Annotated in this window: 15 protein-coding genes; 7 read left to right on the plus strand and 8 right to left on the minus strand. The window is 41.1% G+C overall.

Annotation, left to right across the window (positions count from 1 at the left end):
• Positions 1-153: 153 nt before the first annotated feature.
• The 3 genes from Vgang_RS06085 to Vgang_RS06095 all read left to right on the plus strand — a co-directional run bounded on the left by Vgang_RS06085 (position 154) and on the right by Vgang_RS06095 (position 4,083).
• Positions 154-1,686: a hypothetical protein gene (locus Vgang_RS06085; RefSeq protein WP_105902023.1), complete on the plus strand. Its 1,533-nt coding sequence runs from the start codon at positions 154-156 to the stop codon at positions 1,684-1,686.
• Between the two features lie 236 nt (positions 1,687-1,922).
• The gene (locus tag Vgang_RS06090) at positions 1,923-3,515 is read left to right on the plus strand and encodes an ABC-F family ATPase (RefSeq protein ID WP_105902022.1); all 1,593 of its coding nucleotides are present in this window, start codon (positions 1,923-1,925) and stop codon (positions 3,513-3,515) included.
• A gap of 169 nt (positions 3,516-3,684) precedes the next feature.
• The gene (locus Vgang_RS06095) at positions 3,685-4,083 is read left to right on the plus strand and encodes a hypothetical protein (protein WP_170066831.1); all 399 of its coding nucleotides are present in this window, start codon (positions 3,685-3,687) and stop codon (positions 4,081-4,083) included.
• 139 nt (positions 4,084-4,222) lie between these two features.
• On the opposite strand, the gene Vgang_RS06100 is transcribed toward Vgang_RS06095, so the two are convergent.
• The gene (locus Vgang_RS06100; RefSeq protein WP_105902021.1) at positions 4,223-5,413 is read right to left on the minus strand and encodes an acetate/propionate family kinase; all 1,191 of its coding nucleotides are present in this window, start codon (positions 5,411-5,413) and stop codon (positions 4,223-4,225) included.
• 280 nt (positions 5,414-5,693) lie between these two features.
• Positions 5,694-7,556, minus strand: a complete 1,863-nt coding sequence (locus Vgang_RS06105) for a DEAD/DEAH box helicase (RefSeq protein WP_105902020.1) — start codon at positions 7,554-7,556, stop codon at positions 5,694-5,696.
• 402 nt (positions 7,557-7,958) lie between these two features.
• Between Vgang_RS06105 and rnb the strand changes: the two genes are divergently transcribed.
• Positions 7,959-10,019 (plus strand): exoribonuclease II, encoded by a 2,061-nt coding sequence (gene rnb / locus Vgang_RS06110; protein WP_105902019.1) that lies wholly within the window; start codon positions 7,959-7,961, stop codon positions 10,017-10,019.
• A 113-nt stretch (positions 10,020-10,132) separates the two neighbouring features.
• Here rnb and Vgang_RS06115 read toward each other — a convergent pair whose 3' ends face one another.
• Positions 10,133-10,498 carry a DUF3024 domain-containing protein gene (locus Vgang_RS06115; protein ID WP_105902018.1) on the minus strand — a complete coding sequence of 122 codons (366 nt, stop codon included), beginning with the start codon at positions 10,496-10,498 and terminating at the stop codon, positions 10,133-10,135.
• 155 nt (positions 10,499-10,653) lie between these two features.
• Here Vgang_RS06115 and Vgang_RS06120 point away from each other — a divergent pair, with 155 nt between their 5' ends.
• Entirely contained in the window at positions 10,654-11,475 is an 822-nt protein-coding gene (locus Vgang_RS06120; RefSeq protein ID WP_105902017.1) for a phosphate ABC transporter substrate-binding protein, read from the plus strand.
• Between the two features lie 65 nt (positions 11,476-11,540).
• On the opposite strand, the gene Vgang_RS06125 is transcribed toward Vgang_RS06120, so the two are convergent.
• A complete protein-coding gene (locus Vgang_RS06125) occupies positions 11,541-11,741 on the minus strand; it encodes a hypothetical protein (protein WP_105902016.1) in 201 nt (66 codons plus the stop codon).
• A 131-nt stretch (positions 11,742-11,872) separates the two neighbouring features.
• Between Vgang_RS06125 and Vgang_RS06130 the strand changes: the two genes are divergently transcribed.
• Together Vgang_RS06130 and Vgang_RS06135 are read left to right on the plus strand one after the other, a co-directional pair.
• A complete protein-coding gene (locus Vgang_RS06130) occupies positions 11,873-12,076 on the plus strand; it encodes a hypothetical protein (protein WP_105902015.1) in 204 nt (67 codons plus the stop codon).
• A 146-nt stretch (positions 12,077-12,222) separates the two neighbouring features.
• Positions 12,223-12,792 (plus strand): PhnA domain-containing protein, encoded by a 570-nt coding sequence (locus Vgang_RS06135; protein ID WP_105902014.1) that lies wholly within the window; start codon positions 12,223-12,225, stop codon positions 12,790-12,792.
• 61 nt (positions 12,793-12,853) lie between these two features.
• On the opposite strand, the gene Vgang_RS06140 is transcribed toward Vgang_RS06135, so the two are convergent.
• The 4 genes from Vgang_RS06140 to Vgang_RS06155 form a co-directional block, all read right to left on the minus strand.
• Positions 12,854-13,480 carry an FMN-binding negative transcriptional regulator gene (locus Vgang_RS06140; protein WP_105902013.1) on the minus strand — a complete coding sequence of 209 codons (627 nt, stop codon included), beginning with the start codon at positions 13,478-13,480 and terminating at the stop codon, positions 12,854-12,856.
• A 94-nt stretch (positions 13,481-13,574) separates the two neighbouring features.
• Positions 13,575-13,952: a VOC family protein gene (locus Vgang_RS06145; RefSeq protein WP_105902012.1), complete on the minus strand. Its 378-nt coding sequence runs from the start codon at positions 13,950-13,952 to the stop codon at positions 13,575-13,577.
• A gap of 89 nt (positions 13,953-14,041) precedes the next feature.
• A complete protein-coding gene (locus tag Vgang_RS06150) occupies positions 14,042-14,515 on the minus strand; it encodes a DUF2947 domain-containing protein (protein ID WP_105902011.1) in 474 nt (157 codons plus the stop codon).
• Between the two features lie 16 nt (positions 14,516-14,531).
• Positions 14,532-15,122 (minus strand): HD domain-containing protein, encoded by a 591-nt coding sequence (locus tag Vgang_RS06155; RefSeq protein WP_105902010.1) that lies wholly within the window; start codon positions 15,120-15,122, stop codon positions 14,532-14,534.
• Between the last annotated feature and the right edge of the window lie 10 nt (positions 15,123-15,132).

Consider the following 15,132-nt stretch of genomic DNA (forward strand, 5'->3'; position numbering starts at 1 on the left):
AGAATCTCTCAACATGCCTTGATTTGGTTCATAGATTAAACCGTGCCGCACTTTTTTGTGGCACGGTTTTTTATTCTAATCAGACCACTTACTGCACACTTGGAAAATAAAATCATAATGGTAAAATCCGGCTTCCAAAAAATAGGATTCCCCATGCTAAAACAATTATTATTGGCGACTACCGTTTGTCTTGCCCTTTCTGCTTGTAACGATTCTTCAAGTTCGAGTTCTTCTGAGTCGAAAGAACCTCTCACTGAACTTACGTTTTCTAATCTATCTAATGCCGCAAGTATTGCTCGGGTTGAAAGTTCAGATGAAGGCTCTCATCTCATCGGTTTTGATGCAGATGGTGCGCCTATTGGTGATATTTCAAATGTGAATGTTAACAAATTTACGCCTGTTTCTAATGGTGGATTCGTGGTTGAGGTGGTTGAAGACCATCATTCTCTATACCAATATCAAAATTTTGGCGATAGTGTTGAAGATCATGCACCGATTAATCATAACTACCGTAAACCTGTATGGTATTACGTTCAGACTTCAACATCAGAAGATGGCACAATTTCAATTGGCGAGTATTTTTTAATTTCAGATAATAAGGAAATTCCTGATTTTGTAGGTGAAAATAGCAAAGGTTTATTGGTTTTTTCAAATGGCGAAACCTTTGATACTAAATCTTATACACGCGGGCATTTTTACAACAGCCTTGAGTTAAATACGGAATCCATTATCGATGCCATCTCAAAACTAACCGATGAAGATTCAAATGAGTCCATTGCTGAAGTATTACAACAACTCATTGAGAATAAGACGTTAGAAAAAGCGAAACATATAATTCAAATAAGTGGTGACACGTTATTATCAACTAGCGAGAACCTTGGCAGTGTATTAATAGAAACAAACAAAGGTGCACCAGCCTCATTCAGTAATGAAATTTGTAATAATGATAAACTTACGAATGCACAAAAAGTTACTTGTAAAACGGTAGTGATCCCGGCTATCAATTCTGGCGTGGTTTCTGGCCTAATTGGTATAGATAATAAGATTAAAAACCTAAGTGATGTAACACAGATCCTTACTATGCATAATTCAGAATTAACCTTATTAAATACTGGATTATTGAACAAGGATGCTGAACTCGATGAGTCTTTAGCTGGTGGTTGGGATGGTGAAATTGCTCTTAATCCACACAATCAAAACGACATTCTAACATTTACTTTAAGCCACTCATTTAACGACAATATATGTGGTGATGTAAATAAACAGTGTATCTATTCCGTACAAGAAGTCACATCAGGATCGGTTGGGAATAAAATAACTAGTATTGAAAGCAATTTTGTACTCGACGCCAACACCGGCTTTGAAACCGACAGTGAAGCTGGTCAAATCGAAGGCGGTCAGCAAAACTATCTTTGGGTCAACGACGACTACATTGTGATTAAAGAAGCGCTTCAAATTTCGATTATAGATAGAAAAGCTGGTAACAAGCTACTATCGCCAGTTCTAGCTAATACTGAAATCGACACTATTAACCTCACCAATGATAATAAATTGTACATCACAGCTACAGCCACTGACTCATCAGGTCAACCTGCTGCTTATATCTATGATATTACATCAGATGTGATGAGCGATGACATTGCAAATGGTGAAAAACTTCACGCTTTCAAAGCCTTGGCTAAGTAATCATCGCCCTATTTGATCAAGCGCCTAACTGCACTCAGCTAGGCGCTTTTTTTGCCCGTAAGAAAAAATAATTTCACACACTTTCAAAATTTGACGGGTATCACATAGCTTTCATATCGTCTATAATGCGCGCTAATTCATCAGCACGGGTTAATGGGTTTTGCTAATACCATAACCTCTGACCCAGTATGGCTGAAACGACATCAACATAAAGTTCAAACCAGAGGAATGCCGTTATCTTAAGCACAGCAAACATCACCATGCAATTTGGTGCTAAACCCCTATTCGAAAACATCTCGGTAAAATTCGGCGACGGTAACCGTTACGGCCTTATTGGTGCCAATGGTTGTGGTAAATCCACCTTTATGAAGATCTTAAGCGGTGAGCTTGAACCAAGTTCTGGTAACGTAAGTTATGACCCGAACGAACGTGTCGCTAAGCTGAACCAGGATCAGTTCGCCTACGAAGAATTCACAGTTATTGATACTGTCATCATGGGCCACAAAGAATTATGGGAAGTAAAAGTAGAACGTGACCGCATCTATTCTTTAGCTGAAATGAGCGAAGAAGACGGCATGAAAGTGGCTGATCTTGAAACGCAATTTGCAGAAATGGATGGCTACACAGCAGAATCTCGTGCTGGAGATTTACTACTGTCTGTTGGTATTCCGACTGAACAACATTGGGGCCCAATGAGTGAAATTGCTCCTGGTTGGAAACTGCGTGTGCTGTTGGCTCAAGTACTTTTTGCTGATCCAAATATCATGCTACTTGATGAACCAACCAACAACTTGGACATGGACACTATTCGTTGGTTAGAAGAAACCCTAAATCAACGTAACTGCACCATGATCATCATCTCGCACGACCGTCACTTCCTAAATGAAGTTTGTACGCACATGGCAGATATCGATTACGGTGAATTACGAGTCTACCCTGGTAACTACGATGACTACATGTTTGCAGCGACGCAAGCTCGTGAACGTCTATTGGCCGATAACGCAAAGAAGAAAGCACAAATTGCTGAGTTACAAACCTTCGTATCTCGCTTCTCGGCTAACGCATCGAAAGCAAAACAAGCGACTTCTCGTGCGAAGCAAATTGATAAAATTCAATTAGAAGAAGTGAAAGCATCAAGTCGTCAAAACCCTTTCATTCGCTTTGAGCAATCAAAAGAGTTGTTCCGTAACGCGCTTGAGATTGAAAATTTATCTCAGGGATTCGAAACAACGCTGTTTGATAAATTTAATGCTATCTTTGAAGTAGGTGAACGTGTTGCCATCATCGGTGAAAACGGTGTGGGTAAAACTACCCTATTAAACACTTTGGCTGGCGTACTAGAACCAAAAACAGGTTTCTATAAGTGGTCTGAAAACTCTAATATTGGTTACTACGCACAAGACCATGCCCATGAATTTGCGGAAGATCTAACCGTATTTGATTGGATGGCGCAATGGCGTCAAGAAGGCGATGATGAGCAAGTGGTTCGTAGCTTCCTAGGCCGTATGCTATTTGGTCAGGATGACATTAAAAAACGCGTTCAAGTACTTTCCGGTGGTGAGCAAGGGCGCATGTTGCTTGGCAAACTGATGATGCACAAACCGAATATGTTGTTGATGGATGAACCAACCAACCACATGGATATGGAGTCAATCGAATCATTGAACTTGGCGCTAGAAAACTACAAAGGCACCCTATTCTTTGTATCTCATGACCGCCAATTTGTGTCATCGCTTGCAACTCGTATTCTTGAGATCCGTGATGGTCAAATCCATGACTTCCGTGGTACTTATGATGAGTTCTTAAAAGCACGTGCTGCAACGGCTTAACTCATATTGCACGATAGACTAATTTCGTAATAAACAATAGTTAGTAATAAACAATAGTTAGTAATAAACAATAGTTAGTAATAAATCATACAACCATAGATTGAAGTTGTAATCCGAGTCTTTAAACACAATTGCAACTTCAATCACAAAGGCTACGTAAGGAAATACTATGAGATTGAGTACATTTGTTGTTAGCTTGGCTCTTGCTGTTTCGTCTTCAAGCTTTGCTGGCATTATTAAGCCTGATTGTGATGCATCAAAAGCAGCTAAAAATGCGGCTTTAGAAAGTACCGTCGGTGTCAGTGGTCGCTGCGATGCAGAAAAAACAGCGAAACAAGCCAAAAATGAAGCCGCTGATAACATTAACGATCATGTCGACAATGCAAAAGATGCGGCTAATGATAAAGTAGACAATGTGAAATCAAGCACAGCAGATAAGGTTCAAGGAACAAAAGACGCTGTATCTGATACTAAAAACGATGTTACAGAGAAAGCCTCTCAAGCATCCGATAAAGCAGAACAATTTAAAGATGCACCGGTAAAAACAGTCGTCGAAGGTTCTAACTAACCTCTTATCACTGTTGAATAAACCGCATTACACTTTGCAACGTTACAGGTTGTACAGTCACAAAATAAAGAAGGGAGCCGCAACTGCTGTGGCTCCCTTTTCTTTACCTATAACTAAAAAGTAGCGTCTTACTTTAATTTTACTTCATCAAAGCAACCGACTCTTGAGCAATAACAAACTCTTCGTTGGTTGGAATAACCATGGCCACTGGAGAATCTTCGGTTGTAATGATGCCTTCTTCACCAAAACGTGCGTCCGCATCCGCTTGTTCGTTTTCTTTGTAGCCGAAGATTTTCAAGTAACGAAGAATTTCACGACGAATTGGTAGTGCGTTTTCACCAATACCACCAGTGAAAATGATTCCGTCTAGGTTATCTAGCGCCACCATGTATGAACCGATATATTTCGCGACACGGTAAGTAAAGACTTCAAACGCTAATTTAGCGCCTTCATGCCCTTCTTCCATCGCTTCCAAAATACCACGAGCATCACTGGTTAAACCAGAAACACCTAAGAAGCCAGATTTCTTGTTTAATGTTTCAAATACTTTTTCTTGAGTCCAACCTTTGTTCATCAAAAATTCAATGATACCTGGATCAAGGTCACCACAACGCGTCCCCATCATAAGGCCAGCCAGTGGCGTGAAGCCCATGCTGGTATCTACACTCTTACCATTTTTGATCGCACATACTGAGGCACCGTTACCTAGGTGTACAGAAATGAAACTCGACTCTTCAATCGGTTTATTGATCATTTTCGCTGCTTCACGGCTTACGTAGTAATGGCTCGTGCCGTGGAAACCATAACGACGGATTTTGAATTCATCATATAAGGTTTTATCAATTGCACCAGTGTATGCTTTAGCAGGCATTGTTTGGTGGAAAGCGGTGTCGAATACAGCGAATTGAGGAAGAGATGGGAAAGCTTTTAATGCAGATTTAATACCAATGACATTAGCAGGAGCATGAAGCGGAGCGAGTTCTTTAACTGATTCAATATCTTTTAACACTTGCTCATCAATTTGAACCGTTTTCGTAAACTTCTCACCGCCATGTACGATACGATGGCCAACCGCAATCACTTCATCTGTCAAACCATAGTCAGCCACAATATCAACTAATTTTTGAATCGCGATTTGGTGGTGGCTTTCTTCACCAACGATTGAGATTTCTTGTTTCTGTCCCTGGTGCTTCCAACTCATTCTTGAATCTTCTAGCCCAAAACACTCACCAAGCCCTGTTAATACGGCATCCCCTGTGACTGAGTTGATAACGGCAAATTTCAGTGAAGAGCTGCCGGAATTGATCACTAATACATATTGATTTGACATGAGATTCTCTTTCTACGTTTTGTGAAGATAAACACTATAGTCGTGAATAGTGTTATTTGCATTACATTATTCAATATTTTTTTAATCTTTCAACTTTATTTTGGTCATTTCAGATTTGAGTAATAATTTGCTTGATCTAAAACAAGGGTTCATTTCTTTTAGAGAATAAATAAATTCGTTAACTAACCTCAGATGAGGTTAACTACAAACGTAAAAAAGCCGAGACAACATTTCGTTATCTCGGCCTTAAGATCTTGTTTGGTAACGTTAGTTAAAGCTATTAACCTTCGCGGTTACCGCGTGGTGCAGATGCTTTTCCTTTAGGGCCACGGTTACGGTCGAAACGACGCTCACCATTACCACCATCGCGACGACCACGGTGACCTTCACCACGTCCACCACGGAAACCACCACCATCACGACCGCCGTCGCGACGAGGACCACCAGAACGAGGGCCACGTGATTCACGGAAATCATCAAAATCACACACGACTGCACCCACTTCTTTTTGGCGGATACGCAGCTTCTTCAGTTTACCAGCAACTTCAGATGTCATTGCTTTTGGTAACTGTACGAATGTGTGGCCTTGAGCCAGTTTAATTGCACCGATTGAATGCTTAGTTAAGCCAAGCTCGTTTGCTAATGCACCAACGATATCCTTCACTTGTACGCCGCTGTCACGACCAACTTGCAATTGGTAAGTATCCCAATCTTGCTTGTTGCCACCAAATGAACGACCTTCGCCACGGCCACCGTCACGAGGGTTTTCACGACGCTCACGACGACGCTTATTATCACGCTCGATCGCTTCAATCATCGGATCTGGACCTTTATAGAATAAAGGACGCTTACCTTGTTGGCGCTTAAGTAAAATAGCCGCTAATGTCGCTGCATCTACATCTAAAGACGCTTGTAGCTTTTCAATCAACTCAACAAAGCTTTCTAGTGATGCGTTGTCTTTATCGGCTTCAAGCTCTGCGCTTAATTTCACTAGACGCGCTTCTGCCACTTTATCGCGTTGTGGAAGTTGGATTTCTTCCATGCTTGATTTCGTCACACGCTCAATAGTGCGAAGCATACGCATTTGGTTAGTGCGAACAAGTAGAATTGCTTTACCAGTACGTCCCGCACGGCCAGTACGACCAATACGGTGGATGTATGATTCAGTATCAAACGGGATATCGTAGTTGAACACGTGCGTAATACGAGGCACATCAAGGCCACGAGCTACAACATCTGTTGCCACTAGAATATCAATCACGCCACGTTTGATGTTATCAACGGTGCGCTCACGTTGAGCTTGAGGAATATCTCCATGTAATGCTGCTGATTTGAAACCACGAGCAGTTAACCAATCTGATAGACGTTCAGTATCTTGGCGAGTACGAACGAATACGATTGATGCATCAGTGTCTTCAGTTTCAAGTAGACGAGTCATTGCTTCATCTTTTTCTACGCCCTTCACTACCCAGAAGTTTTGTTCAACTTTGGCAACCGTACGGTTTTCACCAGCAACGTCAACACGAGCTGGATTACGCAAGAAGCGGTCGACAATGGTTTTTACCATCGGAGGCATAGTGGCAGAGAATAGAACACGTTGTGCAGATTCAGGTGCTTGTTCCATGATCCAAGTAACATCATCAACAAAGCCCATTTTCAACATTTCATCCGCTTCATCTAGAACGAAAGTTTTTACTTCATCTAAATGTAGAGAACGACGATTAATCAGGTCTTTAACACGTCCCGGTGTACCCACAACAATGTGAGAACCTTTCTTCAGAGCGCGCATTTGATCAACGATTGAAGCACCACCGTAGATTTCAGTGACACTTAAGCCCTTAATATTTTGGCCTAATGTTTTGATTTCTGCAGCTACTTGAATCGCTAACTCACGAGTTGGCGCCATGATGATAGTTTGTGGTTTGTATTGCTTAAGATCGATTTTATTCAAGATCGGCAAAGAGAAAGCAGCCGTTTTACCGGTACCAGTCTGTGCTTTACCTAATGCATCTTTACCTTCTAATAGGTGTGGGATAGATGCAGCTTGAATTGGAGTTGGAGTTTCAAATCCCATCGAGTTTAGAGCAGAAAGAATATCTGAGTTAAGATCTAGATCGACGAATTTGATTTGATTTTCTGACATGGGGTTCCTACTAATTTTAAGGAAAATCTCGGTCCCATTCAGCTCAACTACCTCTAATACCTACCCTAACATCTAGTATCCATACACATCATGGATTAGGTAGAAAACGCCTTAAGCTGTGGCGGGACATCTATAAGGGAGGCGCATTCTGCCTGATAAACATAAAAAAAGCTAGGAAAAATTGAATTTCATCACATTTTTATGCTTATCTGTCCATATTTTATAAATAACATGGCACAACCGTTATAAATAGACATCTACAAGTCTAAAGTTTGAAAAATAACTTCATTTCTTATCCACCTTATCTCATCACTTTTACTGTAATAAAGTGGTAATCCCTTATTGCAATCATTATAGTGTGCCGATAAATTTTCACTCAAAAATAGTTAAAGAAAGACATCTATGTTTTCAGACAACCCGTTACTCGCGCAACTAAAGCAGCAAATGAAAGAAAACCTACCGAAAAAAGAAGGTACGGTAAAAGCGACCGATAAATCATTTGGTTTCTTAGAAGTGGATAGCAAAAACAGCTACTTCATAGCGCCTAGCTTTATGAAGAAGTGCATTCATGGCGATAAAGTCGTCGCGATTATTCGTTCTGAAAACGATAAAGAAAGTGCAGAACCCGATGAGCTTATCGAGCCCGCCCTTACCCGCTTTATTGCACGCATCAAACTTTTTAAAGGCCGTTTAAATGTTGTGCCAGACCATCCACAGCTGAAAAAACTATCTTTAAAAGCTAAAGCGCGTAAAGGGGTAAACCCAGAAACACTAAAAGATGGTGATTGGGTTGTGGCTCATCTCGTTGACCACCCGCTGGCTAAAGATTGCGATAAAGATGCTTTCTTTGTTGAGATCTCAGAAAAAATCACCGATGCCGACGACAAGATCGCGCCTTGGTGGGTAACGCTGGCACAAAATGATTTGCCTAATAGCGAACCTCAAGGGTTGCCTGAAGGTGAAACGTGGCGACTAAAAGACGATGAAGCATTAGAACGTCGTGATTTAACTGATATCCCATTTGTGACCATCGATGGTGAATCGACCAAAGATATGGATGATGCGCTTTACGCAGAGCAATTAGACAACGGCGACTTTAAAGTCACGATTGCGATTGCCGATCCAACTGCCTACATCACGCCCGATTCAGACATGGATGCCGTTGCACGTAAGCGTGGCTTCACAATCTATCTTCCTGGCCGCAATATTCCAATGTTGCCGCGTGATCTTGCCGATGATCTTTGTTCATTAAAGCAAGATGAACTTCGTGCGGCACTATGCTGTACTGTGACTGTTTCAAAAGATGGCGTCATAGCTGATGATATCGAATTCTTTGCCGCCAATATCAAATCACACGCTCGTTTAGTTTATGATCATGTATCTGACTGGTTAGAAACTGGAAACTGCACAAATTGGAATCCAAGCGAACAAATTGCGACCGTCGTCTCTACTCTGCATAAATTCGCGCAAGCTCGAGCACAATGGCGTCAAAATAATGCGGTCGTTTTCCCAGATCGCCCAGACTACCGTTTTGAACTGAGCGAGGATAATGACGTCGTGGCCATTCATGCCGATATGCGTCGCACAGCTAATAAGTTGGTTGAAGAATCTATGATTACCGCCAATATCTGTGCAGGTAAAGCGCTAAAATCAGCATTCAACTCTGGTATTTTTAATACTCATGCCGGCTTTAAAGAAGACAAAGTTAAAGATGTGATTGAATTGACAAATCCATCTGGTGAATTGCCTTTCACGGCGGAAAGCATTGTTACTTTAGAAGGCTTTAGTGCACTACGTCGTTGGTTAGCAAGCCAAGAAGAAAATTATTTAGATAACCGTATTCGCAAATACCAAGCATACAGTGAAATCAACCATAAGCCTGAGCAACATTTTGCTATGGGACTAGATATCTATGCCACTTGGACTTCTCCGATCCGTAAATATGGCGATATGATCAACCATCGTATGCTCAAAGCTCTGATCTTAAACAAAGAGCCCGTGCAGACACCAGATGAAACCATTGGTGAAGAATTATCGTTATGCCGTCGTTTCCACAACATGGCAGAACGTAATGTATCCGATTGGTTGTATGCCCGTACCTTAATCAAAGAACCAGAAAACGGTACCGTATTCCAAGCAGAAATCTTTGATATCAGCCGTGCTGGTGCTCGAGTTCGCTTACTAGAAAATGGTGCTGCCGCTTTCATTCCATGTTCGCAAATCATGGACAACAAAGAGCGTATTTCAGCTTCACGTGAATTAGGTACCATTGAAATTGATGGCAATGTTGAGTTAAAACTAGGTGATGTAATTGAGGTTACTCTCACTAATGTCAGCATTGAAAATCGCAGCATTGTGGCAAAACCAACACAAGCCTTTGCGCCATTACCTGAAAGTTCAAATGCAGAATCTAATGACGCGAATAACGCAGAAGTGGAAAATGCGGAATTGAAATCAGAATAAGAGAATTATGACCAATAAAGGCTACCCACTCCGGTAGCCTTTTCATTATCCAATTCCTATTTAAAGCAATTCAAATTGTGCATTACGTATCTATCATGTATAGATGTCAGAGTTCAACGCCATATACACTCTTCCGCATCCTTTTCAATTACAGCCAATAAGATTAACGCCTCTTTATGAGCAAAATGGACGGGGTGTGGCACCCACTCGGCTTCTGGCTGAAAGTGTTCTTCGGCGCTATTAATATAAAGCTCCCACATAGCGTGGTTCACATCGTACTGCAATTTAGCCACCTCAATTGCATGATCTGAATGCATAGAATCGACGGAGTAAATCTCATTGGAAAAAATCAAACGCATTTGTGATTCATCACTTTCAAAGCAAGCCTTACCTTGTCCAAAAGGAACACTACCATTTCGGTAATGACACAATTGCTCAGCACGTTTCATTATGCGGCGCCAATCTAATTCCGTGATCATATGATACCTCCATCTTGAGTATAACCTCTAAATGAAAAACCGCGCTTGGTTGTGGTATTCTGCACACTCACTTCCAATTAACCTTAAGTCACAAAACTGTCACACAAACGACATAGAATAATGAGCATTCATTTAGTTATCGTTTGGAGATTTACATGTTTCGAGTTTTACTCGCCACCCTTTTATCATCTCTGATGCTGATTTCTTCGGTGCAAGCCAAACAAATCGTAGTATCAGGCTCTAGTTCTGTCGCGCGTGTGATGGATGTTTTAGCTGAAAAATACAATCAATCTCACCCAGATGACTACATCGCGGTACAAGCCGTCGACTCAACAGCTGGAATAATGTTAGCAATTAAAGGCGTGTCTGATCTAGGAATGAGTTCTCGCTATTTAACGGAAGCAGAAGCCAGTGATCAAGTCGCTATCGTTCCAATTGCACACGATGGCTTAGCCGTGGCGACGAACGTACTCAACCCTGTAAATAATTTAACACTAGACCAACTAGCCAAAATCTACTTGGGTGAAATAAAGAACTGGAAAGAAGTGGGCGGTAATGACCAAGCAATTGCTGTGGTAACACGTGAAGCAGCATCGGGGTCTCGCTACAGTTTCGAAACTTTATTGGGTCTAACTAAAGTGGTTAACAAGCAAAACGTTTCAAATGTAAGTAGCAAAAATTTAGTCGTCAACAGCAATGGCATGATGAAAACCTTGGTCAACCATAACCCACAAGCAATAGGCTTTGTTTCAATGGGTTCGGTTGATAAATCGATTAAAGCCATTAACTTAGAAGGCGTTTCTCCAACCTCGGACAACATTGCCAACGGTAAATATAAATTGGCACGCCCTTTCCTACTCGTTTATAAAAAAGGTAACCTTCAAGAGCCAGCACAACGCTTCTTAGATTATGTATTATCGAAAGAAGGCCAAGCGTTAATCGAAAGCTACGGTTATACGGCGACCAATCATCAATAGGTAGCCTCAGCCAAACAAAAAATGGCCCACTTCTTAAGAAATGGGCCATTTTTTACATCAATCGATTAGTTCTGTTGGGCTAATTGGCTTACCGTATCAGACAGCGAATCAACGCCAGACTGCAAACTATCTGCGGCATCTTCTAGTGAATCTTGAACTTCTTCCATATCACGCAAATTTAGCATATCCATAATTTCATCTTGATAGTTAATACCGATGCCAGCACCAATGGCAACCAGAATTATCCAAAAAATCAATTTGCTCATAGTTATCCTATTCTTATTCTGATGGAACATTGTCGCTAAGTTTACACAAATTAAACATTTCGTCCATTATTGTTGATATAACTCTTAATTGTATTCATTGCCGCTAACGCATACGACATAAGGAGAGCCCCATGTCTGCACATTCATCACTCAAAACGGAAACCGACCATTCAGAGCAACTCGAACAATTGATTGACCATTTAGTCGACCTTGAACCAAAACAACTGAAAAAAGTCCAAGTGTTTATCGATGATATGGTAGCCGAGCAAGATTTCTCTTCCCCAGTATTGACCGAACAAGAAAAACTGACACTGGAAAAAATGTTTCAGTTATAAATCACTTAGAAACTCGATGAACAAAGACAAAATGCTCACCTATACTGAGTTTTGGACGCTAAATATCACATTCCCCTTTTAATATTATGGATAAAATGGATAATAGCGGGCTTCAAATTCATCCTTGACGATATTAGGTAAACATTATGTCTACAGAAGCAACCTTACTTGCACGTTGCGAATCTAAATGTGAGCTTTGCTCTGCAACTTCTTCATTGGCTCCTTTCGTTGTAGCGCCTCACACTCAAATCACGGTCGATCACGCAGTTATGATTTGTGATACTTGCCGCGCACAAGTTGAATCACCAGAAGGCATGGATGTGAACCACTGGCGTTGTCTAAATGACAGCATGTGGAGCCAAGTACCTCAAGTACAAGTATTAGCATGGCGTCAGCTTACTCATCTTTCTCGCAAAGGTGAAACTTGGGCAAATGAGCTTTTAGATATGATGTATCTTGAAGACGAAACCAAAACTTGGGCTGAAATCGGCATGGACGAAGACCAAGAAAAACCTCGTGATGTAAACGGCGTTGAACTTAAAAAAGGCGATGACGTGACCATCATCAAAGATCTGCCAATCAAAGGTTCATCTCAAGTAATTAAACAAGGCACGGTTGTTCGTGGTATCAGCCTAGCTGATGACCCTAAATTGGTTTCAGGCAAAGCAAACGGCCAATCTATGTACATCATCGCTGAATACTGCCGTAAGAAGTAATTCTATACTGTGGGTTCAATAAAAACGCCGCTTTAATTGAAGCGGCGTTTTTAATAGGAATCTATTTAGTGATATAGGTATTTACCCAATCGCTCATTTCGCCATGACCAGATTCTTGAAGCCCTTGAACAACACCCTGTTGATTCACTTTAGGCTTATCTTGGCTTACTTTCCATTTCCCTTCAATTTCTTGTATTTCAATTTCAATTCCGATAATTGCAGGGAGCATTTGCTCAATATATTTAGTTGGAGCATCCGACATTGACCAAGGCTCTTTATTACCTATCTCGTGATGAGCAGTTAGCTTATCCAGTAAGTCTAACTTCCAAGCGTTACAATCAACCGCAGATACCATTCCTTTCACATGTACTACAATGTAATTCCAAGTTGGAACCGCTTTACCATTTGCTTGTTTAGTTGGATAAAAATTTGGAGAAATATAAGCGTTCGGGCCATGGAAAATTATCATTACCTCAGTAGCTTCTCGAAGCTGCTTGGCTGTTGGATTTACTTTTGCTAGGTGGCCTTGTAGAAAAAATTTATCATCCTTAGCAGCTAAAAACATAGGAAGATGGTCAACTTCGACACCGTTTTCAGAGTAAACAATCAGTGTTGCAAATGAATGCTTTCGTATAATTTGATACAACAACTCTGTATCTGTCTGTTCGAAAATTTTTAATTTATGCATGAGGTTTCCACCGTAATAAAGATTAAGCAACCTTACTCGCTCATGCAAAACGGTTAAAGTCATAGATTGATTAATTAGCGTTGAATCCAAATATTTATTTCATCGAATGCAAACCAAACATATTACCTTCAGTATCGACACCAAGGACAATGAATCCATGTTCACCAATTGATAATTTTTCTCTGTGAATCGAACCGCCTGCCGCGACAATTCGACTGCCTTCTACCGCGCAATCTTCGCAAGAAAAATACACAATCGTGCTATAGCCACCTACCTCACAACCGGCCATCTTAACTAGCGCCCCAGTTGCTCCGTATTGATCCATACTTGAAGGAAATGCCATCATTTGCATTTCAGGGCCACCACCGGGTGGCTGTAAATCTTGCAGTTCAATATTCAAAACTGTCTGGTAAAAAGCCTTAGCTCTAGACATGTCATCAACATAAATTTCAAACCAACAAACAGGATTCATTGCACTATCCTCAAAAAGTTGCGATGAATAAAAAATAGCACATAAATGAAAAGCCACCAATTGGGTAGCTTTATAGAAAAGTTTATTGATTACATTCTATGGCCAAGCTTTACCGTGCCATTGGTGTTAAACCATAAGGCTTCAGAACGGCGGCGACCGATTAAAATTGGGCCATCATCGAAAAACAGAAAGTTCTTCCAATGTTTTTTAAAGACTGACCACTTGGTTTCTATGATGTTGTATTTCTCATAGCAAAAGTAGACCGTCACATCATCTTGCCAATCGATATGATCTAAAATGGCTTGAGGCAATTCAGGTTCATCGGCTTCCCACGCCCCTGACCAATCCACCTCATCTTGCCAATTACTGGCTTTGCTTGCCCAATCAGATGAACTCAGTCGCTCTGCATCTGGGCTTTGTTTGCTGATATTCTCAATCCACAACTGAGCAGCACGTTGTTGTGGAATAGGTTTAATCTGCACTAAATCTTCTTCTGGTACGGGCATGGATTGATGCGTAAAAATCCACTTTCTTTGGTATTCGTCCAAAGGTATATAAGACATAGAATCTCGCTTTTTCTTATTGATCTTTTAACCAGCCATTTTTCACGGCTTCAGCAACGATCTGCTGCGTTTTTTCCCACAATGCGGCTGAGCCATGCTCAATTCGCGCATTGACGGTTAATGCTTGTGTTTTGGTTACCCCATGCTCCATCCAACTTTGACCATTATTATAATAGTTAAGCAACATTGGGATCAGCCGGTCTAACGATTTAGCAAATTTGGCTTCTGCGGTTTGGGCGGCTTCAAATTCAAGCCATATTGCCATCAATGCTTCACCTTGATCTTGCGGCAACATCCCAAATAATCGCTTGGCAGCTTTTAATTCATTTTCGGCTTGTACTGCTGAGGCTGCAGTATCATAAACGAAGGTATCTCCGGCATCGATTTCAACCACATCGTGCAATAACAACATTTTGACGACTTTGGTAATATCCACCGACTCATTGGCATGTTCTTCCATCAACAATGCCATTAAAGCGACATGCCAACTGTGTTCTGCGGTATTTTCTAATCGACCTTGTGCCGATTTTATTCGTGTACGACGTAATACGGTTTTGAGTTTGTCGAGCTCCATCAACAGCTCAAGTTGTTTGTTTAATCGTTCCATTTCGTACTCC

The organism is Vibrio gangliei (assembly GCF_026001925.1).
Classification (GTDB): Bacteria; Pseudomonadota; Gammaproteobacteria; order Enterobacterales; family Vibrionaceae; genus Vibrio; species Vibrio gangliei.

Excerpts from the sequence above, each read along its gene's own strand:
- Vgang_RS06085 (WP_105902023.1), top strand. The coding sequence starts at position 154 with ATGCTAAAACAATTATTATTGGCGACTACCGTTTGTCTTGCCCTTTCT.
- Vgang_RS06095 (WP_170066831.1), top strand. The coding sequence starts at position 3,685 with ATGAGATTGAGTACATTTGTTGTTAGCTTGGCTCTTGCTGTTTCGTCT.
- Vgang_RS06100 (WP_105902021.1), bottom strand. The coding sequence starts at position 5,413 with ATGTCAAATCAATATGTATTAGTGATCAATTCCGGCAGCTCTTCACTG.
- Vgang_RS06105 (WP_105902020.1), bottom strand. The coding sequence starts at position 7,556 with ATGTCAGAAAATCAAATCAAATTCGTCGATCTAGATCTTAACTCAGAT.
- rnb (WP_105902019.1), top strand. The coding sequence starts at position 7,959 with ATGTTTTCAGACAACCCGTTACTCGCGCAACTAAAGCAGCAAATGAAA.
- Vgang_RS06115 (WP_105902018.1), bottom strand. The coding sequence starts at position 10,498 with ATGATCACGGAATTAGATTGGCGCCGCATAATGAAACGTGCTGAGCAA.
- Vgang_RS06120 (WP_105902017.1), top strand. The coding sequence starts at position 10,654 with ATGTTTCGAGTTTTACTCGCCACCCTTTTATCATCTCTGATGCTGATT.
- Vgang_RS06125 (WP_105902016.1), bottom strand. The coding sequence starts at position 11,741 with ATGAGCAAATTGATTTTTTGGATAATTCTGGTTGCCATTGGTGCTGGC.
- Vgang_RS06130 (WP_105902015.1), top strand. The coding sequence starts at position 11,873 with ATGTCTGCACATTCATCACTCAAAACGGAAACCGACCATTCAGAGCAA.
- Vgang_RS06135 (WP_105902014.1), top strand. The coding sequence starts at position 12,223 with ATGTCTACAGAAGCAACCTTACTTGCACGTTGCGAATCTAAATGTGAG.
- Vgang_RS06140 (WP_105902013.1), bottom strand. The coding sequence starts at position 13,480 with ATGCATAAATTAAAAATTTTCGAACAGACAGATACAGAGTTGTTGTAT.
- Vgang_RS06145 (WP_105902012.1), bottom strand. The coding sequence starts at position 13,952 with ATGAATCCTGTTTGTTGGTTTGAAATTTATGTTGATGACATGTCTAGA.
- Vgang_RS06150 (WP_105902011.1), bottom strand. The coding sequence starts at position 14,515 with ATGTCTTATATACCTTTGGACGAATACCAAAGAAAGTGGATTTTTACG.
- Vgang_RS06155 (WP_105902010.1), bottom strand. The coding sequence starts at position 15,122 with ATGGAACGATTAAACAAACAACTTGAGCTGTTGATGGAGCTCGACAAA.